Origin of the sequence: Delftia acidovorans SPH-1 (genome assembly GCF_000018665.1) — a bacterium.
Lineage (GTDB): Bacteria > Pseudomonadota > Gammaproteobacteria > Burkholderiales > Burkholderiaceae_C > Comamonas > Comamonas acidovorans.
This window is the reverse complement of record NC_010002.1, coordinates 1,319,864-1,343,894: the sequence shown is the minus strand read 5'-3', so window position 1 is coordinate 1,343,894 and position 24,031 is coordinate 1,319,864. Positions and strand designations below refer to the sequence as shown.

Sequence of the window (24,031 nt, the reverse complement as noted above, 5' to 3'; positions counted from 1 at the left end):
CGCAGATCGCGCCAGAATCCGCCCCAGAACAGCAGGTCTGCGGCAGGCTATGCCGCGGTGGCCGGAGCTATCGACAGCGGAATGGTCACGGGCCCGTCGTTGAGCAGGTGCACCTGCATGTCGGCGCCGAAGCGGCCCGTGGCGACTTCCGGGTGCAGGGCGCGCGCCCGCTGGACGATGTAGTCGTACAGGCGCTCGCCCTCGGCCGGTGGCGCGGCGCGCGTGAAGCTGGGGCGGTTGCCGCCGCCGGTGTCGGCCGCCAGCGTGAACTGGCTGACGATGAGCAGGCCGCCGCAGGCGCCCTGCCCGTCCAGGTCCTGCACGCTGCGGTTCATCTTGCCCGCGTCGTCGGCAAAGATGCGCAGCTTGAGCATCTTGGCCAGCAGCTTGTCGGCTTCGGCCTCGGTGTCGCCGCGCTCTGCGCAGACCAGGGCCAGCAGGCCGGGGCCTATGCTGCCGGCGACCTGGCCGTCGATTTCCACGCGGGCCTGTTTCACGCGCTGCAGGATGCTGATCATTGTTCGGGGTTCGGGTTCTTGTCGGTGGATGGGGAAGGAGTGTCCGCTTGGCCCGCCGCCTCGATGGCGGCTTCCATGGCGGTCTGCATGCCCAGGGGCAGCAGCTCGATGCGCGCATACAGCCCGGGCACGGCCTGCAGAAGTTCGGCCTCGATCTCGGTGCGCAGCCGCGCGGCGCGGGCCACGCTCCAGTCGCCGGGCACATGCATGTGCAGGTCGGCAAAGCTGCGCTCGCCGGCGCGCCGGCTGGAGATGTTGTCGAAGACCACGCCCTGCTCGCGGTGCGCATGGCGGTCCAGAACGGCGTCGATGCGCAGGCGCTCGGGCGCGTCCAGCGCCTGGTCCATCAGGCCCTGGGAAGACTGCCAGACCAGTTGCGCGCCCTGCACGCAGATGTTGAGCGCCACGCCTATGGCCACGGCCGCGTCCAGCCACAGCCAGCCTGTGAGCGATGCGCCGATCAGGCCGATGACGACGCCGGCCGAGGTCCAGACATCGGTGAGCAGGTGGCGGGCATCACCCTCCAGCGCCATGGAGCGGTGCTGGCGCGCCGAGCGCAGCATGGCCACGGCCAGCAGGCCGTTGAGGGCGGAGCTGACCACGGACAGCGCCAGGCCCCAGCCCAGTTGCTCCAGCGGCTGCGGGTTCCACAGCCGCGCCAGCGCCGCCCAGGCGATGGCCAGGCTGGCGCCGATGACCAGGATGCCCTCGAAGCCCGCAGAGAAGTACTCGGCCTTGTGGTGGCCATAGGGATGATCGGTGTCGGCCGGCCGCTTGGCGATGGTGACCATGGTCAGCGCGAACACGGCTCCGGCCAGGTTGACGAAGGATTCGAGCGCGTCCGACAGCAGGCCCACCGAGCCTGTGAGCCACCAGGCCAGGGTCTTGAGCACGATGGTCAGCAGCGCCACAACGACCGAGATGCGCATCAGGCTGTGCGGCGCCATCCAGTCGGATGCGTTGGCGGTAGATGGAGTGGACTCGGCCATGCTGCGCTGCGATAGGTGGGGGTGCTGCGGATTAGACCACTGCCTGCGCGGGCCGCATGCCAGAATCCGCGCCATGAATGGATGGCAGCGATCAGCGGGGTGGGTGCTGGCCTGGGCCGTGGCCGCAGGCTGCGGCGCGGCCTGGCTGGCGCATGGGCGCCTGCAGTCGCTGCGCGAGGTCTTCGATACCGATGCCCGCATTGCCCACCGGCTGCTGAGCCAGCGCATGGTGCAGCACGATGCCATCCTGGGCACGCTGGCGCTGCTGCAGCCGCGCCAGCCCGCGACCGACCAGGCCTCGTGGAAGCAGTTGCCTCGCCTGTATCCGCAGGTGCTGGATGTGGCGCGCCGCTCGGCCGCCGCAGGCGAGTCATGGCCCGCGCCCTGGCCGCACGGCATGGCCGAGGCCGAGCGCCGCTCCCAGGCCAGCGGCCATGCCGAACTGGCCCTGGCCGATCTCACCCGGGGCCGCCTGTACCTGGTGCAGGCCGGGCTGCCGGCCAGCTATGCATTGCTGCTGGACCTGCGCGCCACCATTCCCGCCGACGAATGGCCCATGCCACCGGCCACCAGCCCGGTGCGCGCCTGGCTGGCCCTGGGCGGGCAGGAATTCCTGATCCAGCCAGGCAGCACCGGCTCGCCAGGCTGGAACACATGGTCCTGGGAGGTGAGCAAGACCCTGGCCTCGCCCAGCCAGCCGCTGGTGCTGTACCTGCGCCAGCCGCTGGACGCCTCGGTGCTGCCCTGGACGGCCATGCTGGGCTGGGCCCTGGGCTGCGCGCTGGCCGTGGCCGCGCTGCGCGCCCTGCTGCGCCAGCGCGTGGCCCGCCGCCGCGCCGAGCAGTTGCTGCAGCTGGGCCAGGTGGCACGGCTCAATACGCTGGGCGAACTGGCCGCAGGCATGGCGCATGAGCTGAACCAGCCGCTGACGGCCGTGCTGTCCAACAGCCAGGCCGCGCGCCGCCTGCTGGCCGAGGACCCGCCCGAGATGGACGCCGCCCGCCAGGCCATGACGCAGGCGGCCGAGCAGGCCAAGCGCGCGTCCGCCGTGGTAGGCCGGCTGCGCCGCCTGGTGGAGCAACCGGGGCTTGCGCCCCAGGCCGAGCCGCTGGATCTGAACCAGGCCGTTGCCGAAGCGCTTTATCTGCTGGAGCCCGAGCTGCGGCGCCGCCAGGTCCAGGTCAAGGTGCAGATGAAAGTGCAGGCCGCCGATCTGCCCGCCGCCCAGGCCGACCCCGTGGCCGTGCAGCAGATACTGCACAACCTGCTGGTCAATGCGCTGCAGGCCATGCAAGAGCAGCCGCCCGCAACACGCCATCTGCGGGTGGAGCTGGAACGACGCGACACCCGCCTGCTGGTGGCGGTGCAGGACAGCGGACCCGGCGTGGCGCCCGAGATGCGCCAGCGCCTGTTCACCCCGTTTGCCACGGGCCGCGCCCAGGGGCTGGGCCTGGGCCTGACGTTGAGCCAGAGCCTGGCCGAATCCATGGGCGGCAGCCTGGAGCTGGCCGCCTCGGGACCGGGCAGCGGAGCCCGCTTCGAGCTGCTGCTGCCTGCGGCGTGCGCCAGTGCATGCGCCAATGCATCCACGGCATGCGCCGCTCCCACCGCATCCACACCACCACCACCACCACCGAACCCATGACCGCCGCGCCTGCCCAAGACCTGTCCCCGCTGATCCATCTGGTCGATGACGACGAGGCCGTGCGCGACAGCCTGGCCCTGCTGATCGGCACCGTGGGCCTGCGCGTGCAGTGCTGGGCCGATCCGCTGGCCTTTCTCGAAGGGCTGGACCGCCAGGGCATAGGCGCCATCGTGATGGACGTGCGCATGCCCGGCATCGGCGGGCTGGCCCTGCTGGGCCGGCTGGTGGAGCAGGGCGTGGACCAGCCCGTGATCATGCTCACCGGCCATGGCACGGTGGACATGTGCCGGCGCGCCTTCAAGGCCGGCGCGGCCGAGTTCCTTGAAAAGCCCGTGGACGACGAAGTGCTGATCGACGCGCTGCAAGGCGCCGTGCGCCACCATGTGCAGTCGCGCGAACGCCAGCAGGCCGACCGCGATGCGCAGCAGCGCTTCGCCCAGCTCTCGGCACGCGAGCGCGAGGTGCTGGCGCTGATCGTGCAGGGCCTGACCAACAAGGAGATAGGCCGCAGCCTGGAGCTGTCGCCGCGCACGGTGGAAACGCACCGGGCCAACCTCTTCGCCAAGCTGGAGGCGCCCAGCCTGGCCCAGCTCATACGCCGCTACGCCAGCCTGGCGGACACGGCGGCAGGCGCCTGAAGCGCCACCTCCTCGCCCAGCAGCGCGCCTGGCTTCTCCGTATTTCTACGCAGCGCCGCGCGTAGCCGTCCGAATGGTGCGCGGCGGCGGCATTTTCTACAGTGCATGCATGCCGTCCGGGCTTGTGGCCCGGGCCGTACTGACCCCCAAGGAGAAGACCATGCAACGCCACGCCACCAAGCTCGCCACCCTCGCTGCCCTGACCCTGGGCCTGATCACCACCGCCGCCCAGGCCGAGGCCGTGCGCACGGAAAAGAACATGTCGCTGGAGCTGGCCAACCAGATCGCCGCACGCAGCGTGGCCGCCTGCGCCGCCGACGGCTATGCCGTCACCGCCACCGTGGTGGACCGTGCCGGCACCGTGCGCGCCGTGCAGCGCGCCGACAACGCGGGCCCCCACACGCTGGAGGCCAGCCGCCTGAAGGCCTATACGGCCGCATCGGCCAAGAACAGCACGCTGGCCATCATGGAAGGCGCGCAGAAGAACCCCGGCGCCGCCAACCTGGTGAACATTCCCGGCTACCTGCTGCTGGGCGGCGGCCTGCCGGTGAAGGTGGGCAACGAGGTGATCGGCGCCGTGGGCATCGGCGGCGCGCCCGGCGGCCATCTGGACGACAAGTGCGCCCAGACTGCACTGGGCCAGGTGCAGGACCTGCTCAAGTAAAGAAGCCGCGCCGCACGTGATGCGGCGCTGCAAAAAAAAGACAGGCCGCCATGGCGGCTCCCGATGCTCGACAGCCGCACGCGCCCCCTCGCGTCAGCGGCCGCTCACCCTCGCACAAGAGCGCTATCAAAATCTCGGCGATTCCGCTATAAATCCCCAGCGAGGGGGACGAATGCCAGAGAACGTCGATGCGCAAATCACGGGGCCCAACGATACGCTGCTGCGGCTGATAGCAGATACGGCTCCGGCCATGCTGGCCTACTTCGATGCGCGCACGCTGCGCTGCCGCTTCGCCAACATCAACTACGCACGCAATTTCGGATTGACGCCCGCCGAGGCGATCGGCAAGACCGTGCGCGAGATCGTGGGCGAAGCCGTGTGGCAGCTCATCGCCGAGCATGTGGAGCGCGGCCTGCGCGGCGAACATGTGCGCTACGAGCGCGAGGTGCCACAGCCGGATGGACCGCCTCGCCATATCGAATCGCTGCTGATGCCGCATTTCGAGCACGGGCAGCTGCAGGGCGCCGTGGTGCAGATCACCGACGTGAGCCATCACCACCATGTGGCGCAGAAGGTGCGCGACAGCGAAGAGCGCATGCGCAAGTTCACCGAGGTCACGACCGAGGCCATCGTCATGCACCGCGACGGCCTGATCATCGACGGCAACGAGGCCCTGTCCCGCCTGGCCGGCTACACGCTGGACGAGCTGACCGGCCGCCCCATTCTCGACTACATCTGCCCCGAGTTCCGCCTCTACGCGCTGCAGTACATGCGCAGCGGCCGCGAGGACCGCTTCGACGGCGCCATCCAGCACAAGGACGGCCACCGCATCCCAGTGGAGATCGAGGCCAAGACCATGCCGGCCGAGGGCGAGCCCTACCGCATCGTGCTGGTGCGCGACATCACGCTGCGCCAGCTGGCGCAGGAGCGCATGGACTTCCTGGCCCAGCACGACCAGCTCACCCAGCTGCCCAACCGCGTGCGCCTGATCCAGATGCTGCGCCAGGCGCTGTCGCTGGCTTCGGTCAAGCGGCGCGCCCTGGCCGTGCTCATCATCGACCTGGACCACTTCAAGACCATCAACGACTCGCTGGGCCATCAGGCCGGCGACCTGCTGCTGTGCGAGGTCGCCCAGCGCCTGCGCGGCAGCGTGCGTGCCCACGACCTGGTGGCGCGCGTGGGCGGCGACGAGTTCGTGGTCGTGCTCACCGACGACCCCGATCCGCAGGAAACCGAGACACAGGCCAGCCACCTGCAGCGCATCATCGAGGCGCCCTGCGCCATCGATGGCACGCCGCTGGTGATCTCGCCTTGCATGGGCATCGCCATGTACCCCGGCGACGGGAAAAACGCCGAAGAGCTGCTCAACCGCGCCGAAAGCGCCATGCACATGGCCAAGGACAGCGGCCGGCGCAACCTGCAGTTCTATGCACCCGCCCAGGACGGCCAGGCCACCCAGGCCCAGATGCTGATGCAGGAGCAGCAGCTGCGCGGCGCGCTGGAGCGCGGCGAGTTCGAGCTGTACTACCAGCCCCAGACCTTCACGGCCGATGGCCGGCTGGCGGGCTTCGAGGCCCTGGTGCGCTGGCGCCACCCGCAGCGCGGCCTGGTGCTGCCCGGCGAGTTCATCGGCTTTGCCGAGGCGCGCGGCCTGATCTCGGCCATAGACCACTGGGTGCTGCGCGAGGCCTGCCGCCAGGCGCGCCAGTGGCAGGACGAGGGCCTGGCGCCGGTGCCGCTGTCCGTGAACCTCTCGGCGTTGGAATTCCGCCAGCGCGACATGGCGCGCGAAGTGGCACAGGTGCTGGAGGAAACGGGGCTGGAGGCGCGCTGGCTGCACATCGAGCTGACCGAGTCCACGCTGATGCACACCAGCGGGCAGGTGCAGGACACCTTGCAGGCGCTGCAGGCCCTGGGCGTGGGCCTGGCCATCGACGACTTCGGCACCGGCTACTCCTCGCTGGCCTACCTGCGCCGCCACCCGATCAACCAGCTCAAGATAGACCGCTCCTTCATCGCCGACGTCCCCGATAGCGAGGACGACACGGCCATCGTCACCGCCATCGTGCAGATGGGCCACAGCCTGCACCTGGACATCGTGGCGGAAGGCGTGGAAACACCTGCCCAATTGGCGCTTTTGCGCGAGCTGGGCTGCGGCATGATGCAGGGATACCTTGTGGCGCCGCCCCTGCCGGCCGAGAGGGCGCGCGCCTGGCAATTGCACAACAGTCATCCAGTCCAACGACAATAGCCCATGGTTTTGCTTCACAACCCCTCGCAGGCCTCCAGGGCCGCAGCCACCTTGCACACCGACCCCCAGCGGGCCCTGGAGCACGTACAGCAGATCTACCGGGAGCAGATAGAGCACCTTCGCTCGAACATGCAGCGCTTCGTCTCCGGCGAAACCCCGGCCGCTCCCGTCCACGCCTACTACCCCTTCGTTCGCATGCACACGAGCACCGTGGCACGCGCCGACACGCAGCTGGCCTACGGCTTCGTCGAGGGCCCGGGCACGCACGAGGCCACGCTCACGCGGCCCGACCTGTTCTCGCGCTACTACGCCGAGCAGTTCCGCCTGCTGATCAAGAGCCACGGCGTGCCGCTGGAGGTGGGCCTGAGCGACAAGCCCATTCCCATCCACTTCTCGTTCGCCGAGAACGACCACATCGAGGGAACGCTCACGCGCGAGCGGCGCCAGCTGATGCGCGACGTGTTCGACCTGCCCGACCTCGAAGCCATGGACGACGGCATTGCCAACGGCACCTGGCGCCCGCATCCCGGCGAGGCCCTGCCGCTGTCCCTGTTCACCGCCCCGCGCGTGGACTACTCGCTGCACCGCCTGCGCCACTACACGGGCACCCAGCCCGAGTGGTTCCAGAACTTCGTGCTGTTCACCAACTACCAGTTCTACATCGACGAATTCATCCGCCTGGGCCACGCCGAGATGGCCCGGGAGGACAGCGAGTACGTGGCCTTCATCGAGCCCGGCAACGTGGTCACGCGCCGCACCGGCCTGCCGGCCCAGCCCAATGACGAGCTGGGCACGCCGCCGCCGCGCCTGCCGCAGATGCCGGCCTACCACCTGGTGCGCGCCGACCACAGTGGCATCACCATGGTCAACATCGGCGTGGGCCCGGCCAATGCCAAGACCATCACCGACCACATTGCCGTGCTGCGCCCGCATGCCTGGATGATGCTGGGCCACTGCGCGGGCCTGCGCAACAGCCAGCAACTGGGCGACTACGTGCTGGCCCACGCCTATGTGCGCGAGGACCATGTGCTGGACGAGGAGCTGCCGCTGTGGGTGCCCATTCCCGCGCTGGCCGAAATCCAGCTGGCACTGCAGCAGGCCGTGGCCGACGTCACGCAGATGGACGGGCCCGACCTCAAGCGCATCATGCGCACCGGCACCGTGGCCAGCACCGACAACCGCAATTGGGAGCTGCTGCCCAACAACCTGCCCCAGCTGCGCTTCAGCCAGAGCCGCGCCGTGGCGCTGGACATGGAAAGCGCCACCATCGCGGCCAACGGATTCCGCTTCCGCGTGCCCTATGGAACGCTGCTGTGCGTGTCCGACAAGCCGCTGCACGGCGAGATCAAGCTGCCCGGCATGGCCAACCACTTCTACCGCGAGCGCGTGGACCAGCATCTGCGCATCGGCATGCGCGCCATCGACATCCTGCGCGAAGGCGGCACCCAGCGCCTGCACAGCCGCAAGCTGCGCAGCTTCGCGGAGGTGGCGTTCCAGTAGCGCCCCGCCACCGGCCACCGCTTCTCACGGGCCACGCTTCGCACCGCCATCCAGGGACGCACATGCCATCCACGCTGCCCACCCTGGACTTTTTCTCCATGACCGCCGTCGTGGCCATCAACATGATGGCCATGTCGGCCGCCCTGCCGCTGGCCATGGGGCGGCGCGTCAGCGGTGCGGCGCGCCATGCGCAGCACTTCTTCCTGATGCAGGCCCTGGCATGGATCCTCATCCTGATCGCCAGCCGCCTGCCCCACGGCCTGATGGGACGTGACCTGCTGTCGCTGGGCGCGGCGGCGTTGGCCGCCACCGCCCAGTGGCAGATGGCGCGCGCCCTGCGTGAATGGCTGGGGCCGCGCCCGATGCTGCTGGAGCGCGGCCTGATCGCGCTATGCGTGCTGGGGCCGCTGGGCTTTGCGCTGCTGCTGCCCCAGCCGGCCCTGCGCACCGGATGGTTCAGCGCCGTCCATGGCCTGTGCCTGATGGCGCTGGCCGGCCTGTGCCTGGACCCACAGCGGCCCGTGGCGCGCAGCTGGCGCTACCTGATGTGCGGCGTGGCCGCCTTCATGGGGCTGATGCTGTTCGTGCGCAGCTACCTGGCCCTGGCCACGCCCTTCCTGCCCAGCTTCACCGCAGACAGCGGCGCCAACCAGATCTTCGCCCTGCTGACCACGCTGAGCAGCACGCTGCTCATGGTGGCCGTGCTCGTGGCCTGGCGCGACGAGACCAGCCAGCAACTGCGCGACCTGGCCTTGCAGGACATGCTCACCGGGCTGCCCAACCGCCGCGCCCTGCTGGAGCGCGCACCCGCCATGCTGGCCCATGCCCAGCGCCACCGCCAAGCCCTGGCCCTGGTGATGCTGGACCTGGACCACTTCAAGCATGTCAACGACGAGCACGGCCACGCCGTGGGCGACCAGACGCTGTGCCTGTTCGCCCGCCTGCTGCAGCAGCAGCTGCGCAGCGACGAAATCGCCGCGCGCTGGGGCGGCGAGGAGTTCTGCCTGCTGCTCTACACCACGGACGACGGCGTGGACACCCTGTGCACCCGCCTGCAGTCCGCGCTGCTGCAGGCCTCGCGCAAGGTGCTGGGCTTCGAAGTGCGCTTCAGCGCCGGCTGCGCCCACGCACCCCAGGCCTGGAACGGCCTGTGCCTGGAACTGATGCTGGCCCCCGCAGACGCCGCCCTCTACGCCGCCAAGCGCCGCGGGCGCGACTGCTGGACGCAGGTGCGGCTGAGTCCGGTGACCGCGTCCGAGGAGCAGGGGCCGCAGCCGTCGGCCTCCATCCCTGAGCAGGCCATGGCGCACGGGCGCACGCCAGGCACCTAGAGGGCTCCCCCGCGGATCATGTCCACCGCCTTCTCCGCGATCATCACCGTGGGCGCATTGGTGTTGCCGCTGACGATGCGCGGCATGACCGAGGCATCGACCACGCGCAGGCCCTTGATGCCGTAGACACGCAGCTGCGCATCGACCACGTCCATGGGCCCCGGCCCCATGCGGCAGCTGCCCACGGGGTGGTAGATGGTGTCGGCATGGCTGCGAATGAAGGCCTCGATGCCTGCATCGTCCTGCGCGCCGGCCGAGGCCGGCATCTCGCGCCCGCCCAGGGCCGCCAGCGCCGGCTGGGCCAGGATCTCGTGGGCGCGGCGCACGCCGTTCACCATGCGCCGCAGGTCCTGCGCGTCGGAGAAAAAGGCCGGGTCCACCAGCGGCAGGGCCAGCGGGTCGGCACTGGCCAGGCGCAGGCTGCCACGGCTGGCCGGCTGCAGCACGCAGACATGCAGCGAATAGCCATGGCCCCAGACCGTCTTGCGCCCGTGGTCCACCAGCTTGGCGACGACGAAGTGCAGTTGCAGATCGGGCGCAGGCTCGCCAGGGCTGCTGCGGATGAAGCCGCCCGCCTCGGCAAAGTTGGTGGTCAGCATGCCGCGCCGCTGGCTGCGCCATTGGCCCACGGCGGCCAGCAATCTGCGTGCGCCCCCCAGGGACAGGCCGAAGCTGTCGGCCAGTTGGGGGCCATCGACCACCAGCACCACATCCGGGTGGTCATGCAGATGGGCGCCCACGCCGGGCAGATGGTGGACCACATCGATGCCCAGCGAACGCAGGTGATCGCCCGGCCCCACGCCAGACAGCATCAGCAGCTGCGGCGACAGCAGTGCGCCGCCGCAAAGCAGCACCTCGCGCCGGCAGTGCAGTTGCTGCACCGTACCGCCCTGCAGGTACTCCACGCCCACGGCGCGCCGGCCCTCGAACAGAATGCGCAGCACCTGGGCACCCGTTTCCACGCGCAGATTGGGCCTGGCACGGTGCGGCGCCAGATAGGCCTTGGCGACGTGGTGGCGCTCGCCGTTGCGCTGGGTGACCTGGTACAGCCCCACGCCCTCCTGCGCCTGGCCGTTGAAATCCGCGTTGTGCGCATGGCCGGCCTGCACGCCCGCCTGCACGAAGGCCCGGGACAGCGGGTTGGGATCGCGCAGGTCGGCCACGTTCAGCGGCCCGCCCGCGCCATGCCAGGCATCGGCGCCGCGTTCGTTGTGTTCGGCGCGCAGGAAATAGGGCAGCACCTCGCACCAGCTCCAGCCCGGGTTGCCCTGGGCCGCCCAGTGGTCATAGTCGGCCGGCTGGCCGCGCACATAGACCATGGCGTTGACCGCGCTGGAGCCGCCCAGCACCTTGCCGCGCGGCTGGTGGCCGCGCCGCCCGCCCAGGCCGGGCTGGGGCACGGTGGACAGTCCCCAGCTGTGGCGCCCGCCCTTGGCCATGGCGGCCATGCCCGCCGGACAGTGGATGAGCACGCTGGAGTCGGGAGGCCCAGCCTCCAGCAGCGCCACCTGCGTCTCGGCATCCTCGCTGAGCCGCCCGGCCAGCACCGAGCCCGCCGATCCCCCTCCGATCACGATGAAATCCAGCATGTCTCCCCTCCCCTGCGGTGTAGCCATCCACTGTTGCAGTCGCCTGCGCGGCGCCGCAAGCCGGGGCAAACCCGGTGGATGCTCCGAATCCCGCTACGATCGCCGGATCGCATTCACGTTCGCATTCACTTTGTTCGTTTGAGGAGACTGACAGTCATGGCAATTCAAACCGTAGGCATCATCGGCGCAGGCACCATGGGCAACGGCATCGCGCAGGCCTGCGCGGTATCGGGCATCGACGTGGTCATGGTGGACATCTCGGAGGCCGCCGTCCAAAAGGGCGTGGCCACCGTCTCGGGCAGCCTGGACCGCCTGATCAAGAAGGAAAAGCTGACCGAGGCAGAGAAGACCGCCGCCCTGGCCCGCATCAAGACATCGACCGACTACGCGGCGCTCAAGGGCGCGCAACTGGTCATCGAGGCCGCCACCGAGAACTACGAGCTCAAGGTCAAGATCCTCAAGCAGCTGGACGCCCTGCTGGATGCCGATGTCATCGTCGCCACCAACACCTCGTCCATCTCCATCACCCAGCTGGCCGCCGTGACGGGCCGTGCCGACAAGTTCATCGGCATGCACTTCTTCAACCCCGTGCCCATGATGGCGCTGGTGGAGATCATCGTCGGCCTGCAGACCAGCGACGAGACGCACGCCACGGTCAAGGAACTGTCCGAGCGCCTGGGCAAGAGCCCCATCACCGTGAAGAACGCCCCCGGCTTCGTGGTCAACCGCATCCTGGTGCCCATGATCAACGAGGCCTTCTTCGTGCTGGCCGAAGGCCTGGCATCGGCCGAGGACATCGACGCCGGCATGAAGCTGGGCTGCAACCAGCCCATCGGCCCGCTGGCCCTGGCCGACATGATCGGCCTGGACGTGTGCCTGGCCGTGATGGAGGTCTACCTCAAGGAATTCGGCGACAGCAAGTACCGCGCCTGCCCCCTGCTCAAGGAAATGGTGGCCGCCGGCCGCCTGGGCCGCAAGACGGGCCGCGGCGTGTACAGCTACTGATAAACGGCCTTGGCCTGCCGGCCCGCACGGGCCGGCCGTCTTCTGCGCGACTGCGCCCTCCAGCGGCCTGCTCTAAGGTCCATGCGCAGGAGACAACCATGGACATCAACACCCCCACCCCGCCGCCCGAAGGCTGCATCAGCTGCGAAGTGCGCGGCCATGTGCTGCTGATCGGCATCAACCGCCCCGCCAAGCGCAACGGCTGGACGCCGCCCATGTTCCAGCAGCTGGCCGAGGCCTATACGCGCCTGGACGACGATCCCGAGTTGCGCGTGGGCGTGCTGCATGCGTTTGGCAGCCATTTCACGGCGGGGCTGGACCTGCCGGTGATGGCGGAGTACCTGCGCTCGGGCAGGAAGGCCATCCCGCAAGGCCTGGTGGAGCCGCACGACTACGGCCTGGTCGGTTACCGGCGCCGCGCCAAGCCCATGGTGGTGGCGGTCAAGGGCATTTGCTTCACGGTGGGCATCGAGCTGATGCTGGGCGCCGACATCGTGGTCGCGGCCGATGACTGCCGCTTTTCCCAACTGGAGGTGCAGCGCTGCATCATGCCCACGGGCGGCGCCACGCTGCGCATGGCCGAGCGTGCGGGCGTGGGCAATGCCATGCTGCACCTGCTCACGGCCGATGAGTTCGACAGCGCCGAGGCCTATCGCCTGAACTTCGTGCAGAAGGTGGTGCCGGCCGGCCAGGAACTGGCCGAGGCCCTGCGCATTGCCGAGCGCATTGCCGCCCAGGCCCCGCAGGCCGTGGTGGCCACGCGGCTCAATGTGCTCAAGGCCATCGAGCTGGGCCAGGCCGCCGCAGTGGCCGACTTCATTCCCGTGCAGCAGCGCCTGGCCAGCAGCGAGGATGCCGCCGAAGGCGTGCGCTCCTTCATCGAGAAACGCCCCGCGCGCTTCACGGGCCGGTAGGCCTTTCTCACCCTCCCGATCTTCCCCCTCCGATCTGGAGGGATTTCATCAATTAAGTTGTGCACAATTTAATTGACAGCAATAATTAAACCCATGCCACGCAACGCCCTGCCCACCGACACCCCCGAGCTTCTGCGCCTGGACAACCAGGTCTGCTTTGCGCTGTACTCGGCGTCGCTGGCCATGACCAAGCTGTACAAGCCCCTGCTCGACGGCATCGGCCTGACCTATCCGCAGTACCTGGTGATGCTGGTGCTGTGGGAGCGCGACGGCCTGACCGTGTCGGAGATCGGCGAGCAGCTGACCCTGGATTCGGGCACGCTGACGCCGCTGCTCAAGCGGCTCGAGGGCGCGAACCTGCTGGAGCGGGTGCGCGATGCGCAGGACGAGCGCCGCGTGCGCATCACGCTCACCCCGCAAGGCCGGGCACTGCGCGATGCGGCTGAAAAGATTCCCGCCTGCGTGCTGCAAAGCACGCAGTGCACGCTGCCCGAGCTGCAGGCGCTGACGCAGCAACTCGGCGCACTGCGCGAGCGGCTGGCACCGCGCCGCAGCGACTGACAACGGATTGCCGATTTCCTCCACCCGTCCGCACAGCCGGACAACTTTGCAAAAGGAAGACACCATGGCCCAGCTCGAAAAAGTCCTGTACACCGCACGTGCCCACACCACCGGCGGCCGCGACGGCGCCTCGCGCACCGATGACGGACGCCTGGACGTGACCCTTTCCTCGCCCGGCACCAGCGGCACGGGCACCAATCCCGAGCAACTGTTCGCCGCAGGCTACTCGGCCTGCTTCATCGGCGCCATCAAGGCCGTGGCCGGCAAGCAGAAGATCAGCCTGCCGCAGGACCTGTCCATCGACGCCGAAGTGGACCTGGGCACCATCCCCAACGCCTACGGCATCGCTGCCCGCCTGAAGGTCAGCCTGCCCGGCATGGACAAGGCCGCCGCCCAGGCCCTGGTGGACGCAGCCCACCAGGTCTGCCCCTACTCCAACGCCACGCGCGGCAACATCGACGTGCAGATCACCCTGGTCTGATCAGGCCCAGCCCGGCCGCTCCCGCCATTGCAGCCTGCGACCCCGGAGGTCGTAGCGTGCATGGCAGGTCAGCGGGCCGTGCAAGGCGTTGGCCGCATAGCTGACCAGCGCGATCTCGCCCACGGCGGCCTGCCAGTGCTCCAGCACCGGCAGGCCGCTTATCCATTGCAGCACCTGGGCGCGCGGCCAGGCGGCGTTCCAGGCGCCCAGCGTCACATGGGGCACGTAGGGGCGCAGCGCCTCGGTCAGCGCCAGTTCGGGTCTTGCCGGCCTGAGTGCACCATGCAGCATGCCCAGCGTGGGCCCGCCCTGGCTGCGGTCGCGCACCTGCAGATACGGCGCCATCTCGAAACTGCCCCAGCCGCCGAACTCCAGTTGCAGCGGTGCGGCCGGCAGGTCCTGCAGCGCGCGCAAGTCGCGCGATAGTTCCGCCGCGCCGTAGGCATCCGGCAGGGCCGCATCGCCATCCAGAAAACCGGCCGTGGCCAGGGTCACATGCAGCTGCCGCTCGTACCGCGGAACCAGCGCAGCGTCCAGGGCCTGGCGCGCCTGCGCACAGGCGCGGCGCACGGCTTCGCCCTCGGCAGGGCCCAGCGCCTGGAGCTCCAGCACCCAGACCGCATAGCGGCGCCGGCCCAGATGCCAGCCGCTCCAGTCGTCGGATGCGCCTGCCGCGCTGGAACTGGCGCTGGCGCTCGCTATGGCATGGGATTGCAGGAAATGGGGCAGCAGCGGCACGGCGGGCGAATCGGCGAAGGCTAGGCAGCCGCACAGCTTAAGCCAGCCCGGCGACAATCGCCCCATGTCCGCCACACCGCACGATCCTGATCTGAATGTCGTCCCCGACGACGACTCGCACGCCTATGCCCGCCTCACGCCCGACGTGGTGCTCGACGCCCTGGCCTCGGTCGGCCTGTGGGGCGACGGCCGGCTCACGGCCCTGGCCTCCTACGAGAACCGCGTCTACCAGGCCGTACTGGAGGACGGCGATCGCGTCGTGCTCAAGTTCTACCGCCCGGGCCGCTGGAGCCGCGATCAGATCCTGGAGGAGCACGCCTTCAGCGCCGAGCTGACGGCCGCCGAAGTGCCCGCCGTGCCCCCGCTGGTGCTGGAAGGCGCCACGCTGCACAGCCACGCGGGCTTTGATTTCTCGGTCAGCCCCTGGCGCGGAGGCCGTCCGCCCGAGCTGGACGACTTCGAGGTGCTGGAGTGGACCGGGCGCTTCCTGGCCCGCATCCATACCGTGGGCGAAGCCCGTCCGTTTGCGCACCGGCCCGCGCTGGACCTGGCCACCTTCGGCCACGACTCCATGCAATGGCTGCTGGACCGGCAAATGATTCCGCTGGAAGTGGAATCCACCTGGAAGGCCGCCTGCCAGCGCGCCCTGGACCTGATGGCCCCCGCTGCCGACGGCCTGAGCGCGGCCGGCCACTTCGGCCTGCACAGCGCGCGCACGCTGCGCCTGCACGGCGACTGCCATCCCGGCAACGTGCTGTGGACGCCGCTGGACGACGAAGGCCGCGGCGGCCCGCATTTCGTGGACCTGGACGATGCGCGCACCGGCCCGGCCGTGCAGGACCTGTGGATGCTGCTGTCGGGCGACCGGGGCCAGCGCACGCGCCAGCTGGGCGCCCTGCTGGATGGCTATGAACAGTTCCGTCCCTTCGACCGCCGCGAGCTGGCCCTGATCGAGCCGCTGCGCACGCTGCGCCTGATCCACTACAGCGCCTGGCTGGCGCGGCGCCAGGACGACCCGATCTTTGCCATCAACTTCCCCTGGTTCGGCACGCCCGACTACTGGCGCGGGCAGGTGGACATGCTCAACGAGCAGATCGAGGCCATGCAGGAAGAGCCTCTATACGCCTGAGGCCACCGGGCCGCCTGCCTCCCGAAGACAGATATCTTTACAAATTGTCCAGGCCCGCGGCGCCCTATCCAGGGCTGCGGGTTCCGGGGTATTCTCGGCCCGAAATCCCATCGGCCATGCCCTACTCCGCCTTCCCACCATCGCTGCCCAACCCGCTACAGCCCTTGCCTGCCGCGCAAAAGGTGCTGGTGGTGGACGACGTTCCGGACAACGCCACCGTCATCTGCCAGGTGATCAAGGATCTGTGCGGCCCGCTTGTGGCCTACACCGGTGAGGAGGCGCTGGCCCTGGCCCACCAGCACCAGCCCGACCTCATCCTGCTGGACATCCGCATGCCCGGGATGGACGGCTTCGAGGTCTGCCGCCGCCTCAAGGCCGACCTGCAGACCGCGCATATCCCCATCATCTTCCTCACCGCGCTGACCGAGCCCCATTGCGAGGAACTGGGACTGAACCTGGGCGCCGTGGATTTCGTGACCAAGCCCTTTCGCCCGGCCGTTCTCAAGGCACGCGTGCGCACGCATCTGGAGATTGCGCAGCAGCGCCAGATGCTGCAGCTGCTGTCGCACAGCGACGGGCTGACGGGCGTGGCCAACCGGCGTTTCTTCAGTGCCCAGCTGGAGCGCGAGTTCATGCGCCTGCAGCGCCTGGGCGAGCCGCTGTCGCTGGTGATGATGGACGTGGACCACTTCAAGGCCTACAACGACCACTACGGCCATCTGGTCGGCGATGAATGCCTGAGCCAGATCTCCCAGGCCATTCAGGGCGCACTGCACCGGCCGGGCGACCTGCTGGCGCGCTATGGGGGAGAGGAATTCGTCTGCCTGCTGCCCCATACGGCGCTGGATGGCGCGGTGCTGGTGGCGCAGGGCATCGTCGATGCGCTCAGGCTGCTGGACCTGCCCCATGCCGCCTCGCCCCTGGGCCAGGCGCTGACCGTGAGCCTGGGCGTGGCCTGCATTGCGCCTTCGTCCACCAACAGTGCCCAGCAACTGCTGGCCGATGCCGATCGGCGCCTTTATCTCGCAAAAAACGCTGGTCGCGACCGCATCGTCTGGGCTGGGTGATCAGAAGCACCCCCTGAGGCGCTACGCGCCTTTCCCCTCTCTCGCACCGGCTCAGCAACGCCCATCGACGCGGCAGGTCGGCACGACCTGACCGCTGGCATCACGCCATTGCACCTGGCCGGCCGGGGCCTGAGGCGGGGCGGCAGGCGCTGGCTCCGGGGCCGGGGCCGGGGCCGGTTGAACGTTGGAGCGTTGCGGATCGTGCAGCACGGTGGATGAACCCACGCCCACGCCGACCCGCGCGCCACCCACACCCGTGGAGGCGCCCACGCCTGCGCTGCCCAGCACCTGGCCGCTCTGGTTGACGCCGACACCGACGCCGACCGGGCCCACGCCCGTGCCGACTCCGGCACTCAGCCCGCCGCTGCCCAGCCCCACGCCCACCGACACGGGACCGACCGGAATTCCGATGCCCACCCCGCCGCCCACCGAGCCGCAGCCGGCCAGCAGCAGCGCGCAGGCGCCAAGCGCGGGCCACGCTGCCTTGCGGGATGGCTGGGAGGTCATGAAGGCGGAGGATGGAACTGGCATGCCGGACTCTCTGGACAAGGGAAAACACAGGGACGGCCACAGGGTACACCCGCCCGCCCGGCGCACGATGCCAGCGGTATGCCCGGGTCCATGCCAGGGGCTCGGAGGCGGCGAAACACCCAGGACACGCGGGTTTCTTAGAATTCACCCATTGGCCTGCGGGTCATTCCAGATTCCATGCGCTCCCGGACAGCGCCGTGGCGCCCCGGTGGCGCCAGGCCTGCGCGGCGCCGCTTTCCCCTTCGCTTTCTTCGCGCTCCCTTTTCGCTCCCTTTTCTATGCAAACCCGTTGGCCACCCTATGCGTGGGTGTGTTTTTCCATGTGCGTGGGTGTCATGGGCACGGCCCTGGCCAGCCCGCTGTACCCGCTGTACCAGCAGGCCTGGGGGCTGCAGCCCAGCCACATCACGCAGATCTTCGTGGCCTATATGTTCGGCGCGCTGGCCAGCCTGCTGTTCCTGGGCCGGCTGACCGACCGTTTCGGCTTTGTCACCGTGCTGCGCGCCGGGCTGATCCTGATGACGCTGGGCGTGCTGGCCTCCACCGTGGCCTGGAACGTGCCCAGCTTTGCGCTGGGGCGCGTGGTGATCGGCGTGGCTTCTGGGCTGATCACCACCTCGGCCTCGGTAGGCATGACCCGGCTCAACAACCGGGGCGACCTGCAGCGCGCCGCGGCCACGACCAGCCTGACCATTGCCTTCGGCTTCGGGCTGGGCCCCGTGGTGGGCGGGCTGATCGCGCAGTGGCTGCCCTGGCCGCTGGTCACGGCCTACATCCCCTCGCTGGGGCTGGGGCTGCTGGCCATCTATGCGCTGTACCAGGTGCGCATCGCCGAGCCGGCCGAGCTGGCATCCACCCAGGCACGCGCGCTGCACTGGCGCGATTTCATGCCCACCATCACGCTGCCGGAGCGGCGCTTTGCGCGCCACTACGCACTGGGCGGCATGTGCGCGTTCTGCGCCTTCGGCATGTTCAGCCTGTTCGCATCGCTGGCGCCCAGCTTCATGCAGCGCATGGTGCCCTGGCACGGGCCGGCTGTCTCGGGCCTGTCCATCGGCGTGATCCTGTTCCTCTCGGCGGGCTTCCAGTACCTGGCGCGCCCGCGCCCGACCAAGGGCTCGGCCATTGTGGGCTTTGCCTGCCTGGTGGCCTGCAACCTCCTGCTGCTGGTCAACAGCTTCGCGGGCTCGGCCCTGCTGTTCGCGCTCAGCGTGATCACCACGGCGGCGGGCCACGGCCTGTGCAACCTGGCGGGCATGTCCATCGTCAACAAGGTCTCCACGCCGGCCACGCGCACGGGTCTGCTGTCCACGTACCTGGTAGTCGGCTACCTGGGCACCATCGTGCCCATCCTCGGCCTGGGCTGGCTCTCGGACCATATCGGCATCACCGAGGCCCTGGTCGCCTACTGCATCGTCATGGGTGCGCTGGCCGGCTGGCTGTGCTGGATGTGCACGCGCACGCCCACGCTGCCCATGCCCAAGCACTAGTTCCGCCAAGGGCGCATGCCTGTTCAGCGAAAGTGCGGTCCCGGCCCGTCTTCGGCCAGGCAGTCGCCGTCATTGCGCAGCGGGCAGACCTTGAGGGACAGGCAGCCGCAGCCTATACAGCCGTCGATCTGGTCGCGCAGCTGGGTCAGGCCCTGGATGCGCGCATCCAGCGCGTGGCGCCAGCGCGCGGACAGCGCGGCCCAGTCGGCCTGCGTGGGCGTGCGGCCGCTGGGCAGGTCCTGCAGCGCCTCGGCAATCTCGGCCAGCGGCACGCCCATGCGCTGGGCCACCTTGATGACCGCCACGCGCCGCAGCACGGCACGCGCATAGCGGCGCTGGTTGCCGGGCGTGCGCAGGCTCTCGATCAGCCCCTGGCGCTCGTAGAAATGCAGGGCCGAGACGGTGATGCCGCTGCGCCGGGCGACTTCGCCCACGGAAAGGATGGCCGGCCCGTCATGGTCGGACGCGGTGACACCGGCAGAAGACAGATTCATGGCAACAGGAAAATAGGCGCAGGAAAAATAGGTCCAAGCAGGCCTGCATTTGACCTCAACTTTGGTTGAGGTTTCACACTGGCAAGCCTCGCCGCCCGGTCCGGCCCACTCTCAGACTCCAAGCCATACATGCCACACGACGCACTTGCCACCTCCTCGGCACAGCCCGCCGCTTCCTCGGCCCCGCAACTGCACCATCTGCAGCCCGCCGGCCTCTACGACGCCACGCCCAACGGCTACACCCATGTGGTCACCGTGCACGGGCCGGCGCAATGGGCCTTCGTCTCGGGCCAGGGCGGCGAGAACCAGGCGGGCGACCTTCCCGACAGCTTCGCGGCCCAGGCGCAGCAGGCCCTGTCCAACCTCAAGCTGGCGCTGCAGGCGGCGGGCGCGGACATGGGCCAGGTGGTCAAGCTGACCCTGCTCATCGTCGACCACTCGGAGGCCCGCTTCAACGACTGGCAGGCCGCCGTGCGCCTGCATTGGAGCGACGGCGCCCCCGGCGATGGCGCCCCCAGCAGTACCCTGCCGCGCTTTCCGGCCTGCACCCTGATCCCCGTGCCCCGGCTTGCCCTGCCCGGCATGCTGATCGAGGTCGATGCCGTGGCCGCACTGCCCGCCCACGCCCAGCCCGCACGGCCGCCGCTGTGGGTCTGAGCCATCCGTTTGCCACCCATAAACAGATAACACAGGCATTCGTCAGATGAACAGATCCTCCCAGGCTTGCGCCCAGCCCTCCCCGCCCATGCAGGCCACCGCCACACCCGTGCTGCCACAGAGCACCCTGCTGCTCATGGCCACGGCCTGCGGCCTGTGCGCGGGCGCCAATTACTTCAACCAGCCGCTGCTGCACTCCATCGCCATCGACCTGGGCATCAGCGAGGCGCGTGCCTCGCTGACGGTGACCATGGCCCAGGTCTCCTATGCGCTGGGACTGCTGCTGCTCGTGCCGCTGGGCGACATGCTGGAACGCCGCCGCCTGGTGCTGGGCCTGATGCTGCTGGCCGCGCTGGGCATGCTGGCCAGCGGCATGGCGCACAGCTTTGCGCTGCTGGCGGCGGGCACGCTGATGACCGGGCTGTTCTCGGTCGCGGCCCAGGTGCTGGTGCCCATGGCGGCCAGCTTTGCGGCGCCCGGCGCCAGCGGGCGTGCCGTGGGGCTGGTCATGAGCGGGCTGCTGATCGGCATCCTGGCGGCACGCAGCGTGGCGGGCCTGCTGTCGGAGCTGGGCGGCTGGAATGCCGTCTACTGGGTGGGCGCCCTGGCCACGGCCGGCGTGGCCCTGCTGCTGCGGCGCGCGCTGCCCCTGGCGCAGCCGGCCCAGCCCATAGGCTATGGCGCGGTGATGCGCTCCCTGCTCACGCTGGCACGCGAGCAGCCGCGCCTGCGCAGCCGCGCGCTGATCGGCGGCATGGGCTTTGCCACGGTGAGCGTGCTGTTCTCGACCATGGCACTGCTGCTGGCCGGGCCGGGCTACGGGTTTGGCGATGCGCAGATCGGCCTCATCGGCCTGGTCGGCGTGGCCGGCGCCCTCATGGCCAACATGGCCGGGCGGCTGGCCGACCGGGGGCTGGAGCAGCGCACCACGCTGGCCGGCGGCCTGCTCATGCTGGCGGGCTGGGGGGCGCTGTGGCTGGGCGGCACCAGCCTGTGGTGGTTCCTGGCGGGACTGCTCATCGTCGATGCCGCGCTGCAGGCCCTGCACATCAGCAACCAGAACGTGATCTATGCGCTGGCACCCTTGGCGCGCTCGCGCATCAATGCGGTCTATATGACGGGCTATTTCATCGGCGCCTCGGCAGGCTCGGCAGTGGGCTCGGCGGTCTGGCTGCACTGGGGATGGACAGGCGCCAGCGTGGCAGGCCTGATTCTGAGTCTGGCCACGCTGGCCGTCGTGGCCTGGGACAGGTCCCTCGCGCGCCAGGCACAGCAGACTGGCCAGACAGTCCAGCCACAGGGCCGCGTGTAAGAAAGAGCACCAGCCTGCGGCACGCTGCGCAAGAATGCACTGCAAACGTGCCGTCTTGCGCGCCTTGCCATGCAGGAAACGCACCAATCCGATGCGCCAGCGCACCAGCATGGCGCAACCGCCACTGCACCGGATTGGCACGCTAAATGCATGACAAAGGCCGTTACAACCACCACGCCCTGTACCGCCCGTCACGCCCATGTCCGCAGCGCTACCGATCACCGCCGTGCCCGCTTGCGCCTCGGGCTGGCAGGCCATGCTGGACCTGCGCTTCGGGCACCGCGCCGGCCAGGGCAGCGTGCTTTCCCACGCACGCCACAGCGGTCCGCTGCGCGTGCAAAAACCGCTGCACCCCGAAGGCCCCGGCATCTGCCATGCCGTGCTGCTGCACCCGCCCGGCGGCGTGGCCGGCGGCGACCAGTTGCAGATCGATGTGACCGTGGAGCCCGGCGCCCACGCCCTGCTGACCACACCGGGCGCCACGCGCTGGTACAAGTCCCAGGGCCGCCCGGCCGCGCAGCGCGTGCGGCTGCGCGTGGAAGAAGGCGCCATCCTGGAATGGCTGCCACAGGAAAACATGCTGTTCGCCGGTGCCGACGCCACCATGGCGCTGGACCTGGATCTTGCGCCGGGCGCGCGCGCCATCGGCTGGGATGCCGTGGTGCTGGGCCGCTATGGCGCGGGCGAGCACTGGAACCACACCGGCGCCGCGCCCACCGCTGCCGCGCGCCTGCAGCTTCACAACCGGCTCGCATGCGGCGGACGGCCGCTGTGGCTGGAGCAAGGCGAACTGCACGCCGGCCATGCCCTGCTGTCCAGCCCCGTTGCCTGGGCGGGCTTGCCCATACAGGCCAGCCTCTGGGCCGTGGCCCCGGAACCCCTGGCGGCCATGGAGCCATTGAGCGAGCAACTGGCCGCCAGCCTGCCCTGGAGCGATGAAGTGCGCGCCGGCGCCAGCCTGCTGGCCGGCCAGGGCGGCGCACCCTCGGTGCTGCTGCTGCGCGTGCTGGCACGGCGCATGGAGGCAGCACGAGCCGTGCTGCATGAAGGCTGGCGCCTGCTGCGCCCGGCCCTGCTCAATCAACAAGCCCGCCCCCCGCGCCTGTGGGCCACCTGATCAACGGAGACTCATCGATGGAACTCACGCCCCGTGAAAAAGACAAGCTGCTGCTGTTCACCGCAGCCCTGGTGGCCGAGCGGCGCAAGGCGCGCGGCCTGAAGCTCAACTACCCCGAGGCCGTGGCGCTGATCAGCGCCGCCGTGCTGGAGTGGGCGCGCGACGGCAGGACCGTGGCCGAGCTCATGCACCTGGGCACCACGGTGCTGACGCGCGCCGATGTGATGGAGGGCATTCCAGAAATGATCCCGGACATCCAGGTCGAAGCCACTTTCCCGGACGGCACCAAGCTGGTCACCGTTCATCACCCGATCGTTTGAGGAGATCCGCCATGTTCCATCCCCGCCTTCTGCTCGCCCCGGCCCTGCTGGCCGCTGCCACGGCCGCCAGCGCCCATACGGGGGCCGGCGCCCACCTGCATGCCGGCGACGGCGCCATGCAGGCCCTGATGGCCGGGCTGTCCCATCCCATCGCGGGCCTGGACCATCTGCTGGCCATGCTGGCGCTGGGCCTGTGGTGCGGGCTGATGCTCAAGCGCCAGTGGCTGCCGCCCGTGGCCTTTGCAGCCTGCATGGCGCTGGGCCTGGCGCTGACGCAGACCCCGCTGGAGCTGCCGGCCGTGGAGCCCATGGTGGCTGCATCGCTGCTGGCCTTCGGCCTGCTGCTGGTGGCCCAGCGCCGCCTGCCCGTGGCCCTGGCCATGGTGCTGGCCGGCGCCTTCGCGCTGTTTCACGGATACGCGCATGGCGAGGTCTTCCCCCACGCGCTGCCCGCAGCCGTGTTCTGGGCCTACATGGCGGGCATGGTCGCCACCACGCTGGTGCTGCATGCCCTGGGCGTGGCCTTTGGCCGGGCCATGCGCGGCGGCACGGCTTCGGCCTGGGCCGCACGCCTGGCCGGCGTGGCCGCCATGGGCTACGGTGCCGTGGCGCTGGCAGGCTGATCGCGGGAGCCGCACATGACCGAGCGCATCATCCCCGGCGAGCTGCTCGCCGAGCCCGGCGAGATCCTGCTGAACGCAGGCCGGCCCGTGCAGACCCTCACGGTCACCAACACCGGCGACCGGCCCGTGCAGGTGGGCTCGCACTTTCATTTCTTCGAGGTCAACGAGGCCCTGCACTTCGACCGCGCCGCCGCACGCGGCTGGCGGCTGAACATCGCGGCCGGCACGGCCGTGCGCTTCGAGCCGGGCCAGGAGCGCACGGTGGAACTGGTGGAAATCTCCGGCGACCGCATCATCTTCGGCTTCAACGCCAAGGTGATGGGCAGGCTTTGAAGTACCCCCTGAGCGGCTACGCCGCTTCCCCCTCTCTCGCTTCGCGGGAAGGGGACGACACCCTCGGTGCGGGGCGGCCCTTCCTCGGTGTCCCCGGGTTGGACCACGCCGGTTTTAAGTACAACGAGCAACGC

General features: G+C 69.5%; 25 protein-coding genes. 19 read left to right on the top strand and 6 right to left on the bottom strand.

All coding sequences use genetic code 11. The annotated features are described in order from the left end of the window. Positions 1-47 precede the first annotated feature (47 nt). Both dtd and DACI_RS06110 read right to left on the bottom strand, forming a co-directional pair. Entirely contained in the window at positions 48-518 is a 471-nt protein-coding gene (dtd, locus tag DACI_RS06115; protein ID WP_012203138.1) for a D-aminoacyl-tRNA deacylase, read from the bottom strand. Then, positions 515-1,507 carry a cation diffusion facilitator family transporter gene (locus DACI_RS06110; protein ID WP_043780764.1) on the bottom strand — a complete coding sequence of 331 codons (993 nt, stop codon included), beginning with the start codon at positions 1,505-1,507 and terminating at the stop codon, positions 515-517. Before DACI_RS06110 ends, dtd begins: the two co-directional genes overlap by 4 nt. A 73-nt stretch (positions 1,508-1,580) precedes the next feature. On the opposite strand from DACI_RS06110, the gene DACI_RS06105 reads away from it, so the two are divergent. The 6 genes from DACI_RS06105 to DACI_RS06080 all read left to right on the top strand — a co-directional run bounded on the left by DACI_RS06105 (position 1,581) and on the right by DACI_RS06080 (position 9,536). After that, positions 1,581-3,152 carry a sensor histidine kinase gene (locus tag DACI_RS06105; protein ID WP_043780762.1) on the top strand — a complete coding sequence of 524 codons (1,572 nt, stop codon included), beginning with the start codon at positions 1,581-1,583 and terminating at the stop codon, positions 3,150-3,152. Then, positions 3,149-3,790: a response regulator transcription factor gene (locus tag DACI_RS06100; RefSeq protein WP_012203135.1), complete on the top strand. Its 642-nt coding sequence runs from the start codon at positions 3,149-3,151 to the stop codon at positions 3,788-3,790. The genes DACI_RS06105 and DACI_RS06100 overlap by 4 nt, the downstream gene beginning before the upstream one ends. Before the next feature lie 160 nt (positions 3,791-3,950). Next, the gene (locus DACI_RS06095) at positions 3,951-4,454 is read left to right on the top strand and encodes a GlcG/HbpS family heme-binding protein (protein WP_013804315.1); all 504 of its coding nucleotides are present in this window, start codon (positions 3,951-3,953) and stop codon (positions 4,452-4,454) included. Between the two features lie 172 nt (positions 4,455-4,626). Then, entirely contained in the window at positions 4,627-6,705 is a 2,079-nt protein-coding gene (locus tag DACI_RS06090) for a putative bifunctional diguanylate cyclase/phosphodiesterase (protein WP_012203133.1), read from the top strand. 3 nt (positions 6,706-6,708) lie between these two features. Then, positions 6,709-8,205 carry an AMP nucleosidase gene (locus DACI_RS06085; RefSeq protein ID WP_012203132.1) on the top strand — a complete coding sequence of 499 codons (1,497 nt, stop codon included), beginning with the start codon at positions 6,709-6,711 and terminating at the stop codon, positions 8,203-8,205. Between the two features lie 62 nt (positions 8,206-8,267). Beyond that, positions 8,268-9,536, top strand: a complete 1,269-nt coding sequence (locus tag DACI_RS06080; RefSeq protein ID WP_012203131.1) for a GGDEF domain-containing protein — start codon at positions 8,268-8,270, stop codon at positions 9,534-9,536. On the opposite strand, the gene DACI_RS06075 is transcribed toward DACI_RS06080, so the two are convergent. Continuing rightward, complete coding sequence (locus DACI_RS06075) at positions 9,533-11,125, bottom strand: GMC family oxidoreductase (RefSeq protein ID WP_012203130.1); 1,593 nt, start codon at positions 11,123-11,125, stop codon at positions 9,533-9,535. The genes DACI_RS06080 and DACI_RS06075 overlap by 4 nt on opposite strands. Before the next feature lie 156 nt (positions 11,126-11,281). On the opposite strand from DACI_RS06075, the gene DACI_RS06070 reads away from it, so the two are divergent. The 4 genes from DACI_RS06070 to DACI_RS06055 all read left to right on the top strand — a co-directional run bounded on the left by DACI_RS06070 (position 11,282) and on the right by DACI_RS06055 (position 14,086). After that, complete coding sequence (locus DACI_RS06070) at positions 11,282-12,130, top strand: 3-hydroxybutyryl-CoA dehydrogenase (protein WP_012203129.1); 849 nt, start codon at positions 11,282-11,284, stop codon at positions 12,128-12,130. 98 nt (positions 12,131-12,228) lie between these two features. After that, on the top strand, positions 12,229-13,044 hold the full coding sequence (locus DACI_RS06065) for a crotonase/enoyl-CoA hydratase family protein (RefSeq protein WP_012203128.1): 816 nt from the start codon (positions 12,229-12,231) through the stop codon (positions 13,042-13,044). A 93-nt stretch (positions 13,045-13,137) separates the two neighbouring features. After that, positions 13,138-13,605: a MarR family winged helix-turn-helix transcriptional regulator gene (locus DACI_RS06060; protein WP_012203127.1), complete on the top strand. Its 468-nt coding sequence runs from the start codon at positions 13,138-13,140 to the stop codon at positions 13,603-13,605. Positions 13,606-13,669: 64 nt separating this feature from the next. Then, positions 13,670-14,086, top strand: a complete 417-nt coding sequence (locus DACI_RS06055; RefSeq protein ID WP_012203126.1) for an organic hydroperoxide resistance protein — start codon at positions 13,670-13,672, stop codon at positions 14,084-14,086. On the opposite strand, the gene DACI_RS06050 is transcribed toward DACI_RS06055, so the two are convergent. Continuing rightward, positions 14,087-14,890, bottom strand: coding sequence for a 2'-5' RNA ligase family protein (locus DACI_RS06050; protein ID WP_050771826.1), 804 nt, complete (start codon positions 14,888-14,890; stop codon positions 14,087-14,089). Between DACI_RS06050 and DACI_RS06045 the strand changes: the two genes are divergently transcribed. Further along, positions 14,889-15,953 (top strand): serine/threonine protein kinase, encoded by a 1,065-nt coding sequence (locus tag DACI_RS06045; RefSeq protein ID WP_012203124.1) that lies wholly within the window; start codon positions 14,889-14,891, stop codon positions 15,951-15,953. The two genes, DACI_RS06050 and DACI_RS06045, sit on opposite strands and share 2 nt — an antisense overlap. 116 nt (positions 15,954-16,069) lie before the next feature. Then, on the top strand, positions 16,070-17,020 hold the full coding sequence (locus DACI_RS06040; RefSeq protein ID WP_012203123.1) for a diguanylate cyclase: 951 nt from the start codon (positions 16,070-16,072) through the stop codon (positions 17,018-17,020). 51 nt (positions 17,021-17,071) lie between these two features. Here the strand turns inward: DACI_RS06040 and DACI_RS06035 are convergent, their stop codons facing one another. Next, positions 17,072-17,551: a hypothetical protein gene (locus tag DACI_RS06035; protein WP_012203122.1), complete on the bottom strand. Its 480-nt coding sequence runs from the start codon at positions 17,549-17,551 to the stop codon at positions 17,072-17,074. Between the two features lie 320 nt (positions 17,552-17,871). On the opposite strand from DACI_RS06035, the gene DACI_RS06030 reads away from it, so the two are divergent. Then, positions 17,872-19,041 (top strand): MFS transporter, encoded by a 1,170-nt coding sequence (locus DACI_RS06030; RefSeq protein ID WP_012203121.1) that lies wholly within the window; start codon positions 17,872-17,874, stop codon positions 19,039-19,041. 23 nt (positions 19,042-19,064) lie between these two features. Here DACI_RS06030 and soxR read toward each other — a convergent pair whose 3' ends face one another. Beyond that, on the bottom strand, positions 19,065-19,535 hold the full coding sequence (soxR, locus tag DACI_RS06025; RefSeq protein WP_012203120.1) for a redox-sensitive transcriptional activator SoxR: 471 nt from the start codon (positions 19,533-19,535) through the stop codon (positions 19,065-19,067). A 129-nt stretch (positions 19,536-19,664) separates the two neighbouring features. Between soxR and DACI_RS06020 the strand changes: the two genes are divergently transcribed. The 6 genes from DACI_RS06020 (at position 19,665) to DACI_RS05995 (ending at position 23,897) form a co-directional block, all read left to right on the top strand. Next, positions 19,665-20,192 (top strand): RidA family protein, encoded by a 528-nt coding sequence (locus DACI_RS06020; RefSeq protein ID WP_012203119.1) that lies wholly within the window; start codon positions 19,665-19,667, stop codon positions 20,190-20,192. 46 nt (positions 20,193-20,238) lie between these two features. After that, positions 20,239-21,504: an MFS transporter gene (locus DACI_RS06015; RefSeq protein WP_012203118.1), complete on the top strand. Its 1,266-nt coding sequence runs from the start codon at positions 20,239-20,241 to the stop codon at positions 21,502-21,504. A gap of 199 nt (positions 21,505-21,703) precedes the next feature. After that, on the top strand, positions 21,704-22,621 hold the full coding sequence (locus DACI_RS06010) for an urease accessory protein UreD (protein ID WP_012203117.1): 918 nt from the start codon (positions 21,704-21,706) through the stop codon (positions 22,619-22,621). 17 nt (positions 22,622-22,638) lie between these two features. Continuing rightward, positions 22,639-22,941 carry an urease subunit gamma gene (locus tag DACI_RS06005; protein ID WP_012203116.1) on the top strand — a complete coding sequence of 101 codons (303 nt, stop codon included), beginning with the start codon at positions 22,639-22,641 and terminating at the stop codon, positions 22,939-22,941. Between the two features lie 11 nt (positions 22,942-22,952). Continuing rightward, entirely contained in the window at positions 22,953-23,564 is a 612-nt protein-coding gene (locus DACI_RS06000) for a HupE/UreJ family protein (protein WP_012203115.1), read from the top strand. Between the two features lie 27 nt (positions 23,565-23,591). Next, positions 23,592-23,897, top strand: a complete 306-nt coding sequence (locus tag DACI_RS05995; RefSeq protein WP_175403235.1) for an urease subunit beta — start codon at positions 23,592-23,594, stop codon at positions 23,895-23,897. Positions 23,898-24,031: the final 134 nt, after the last annotated feature.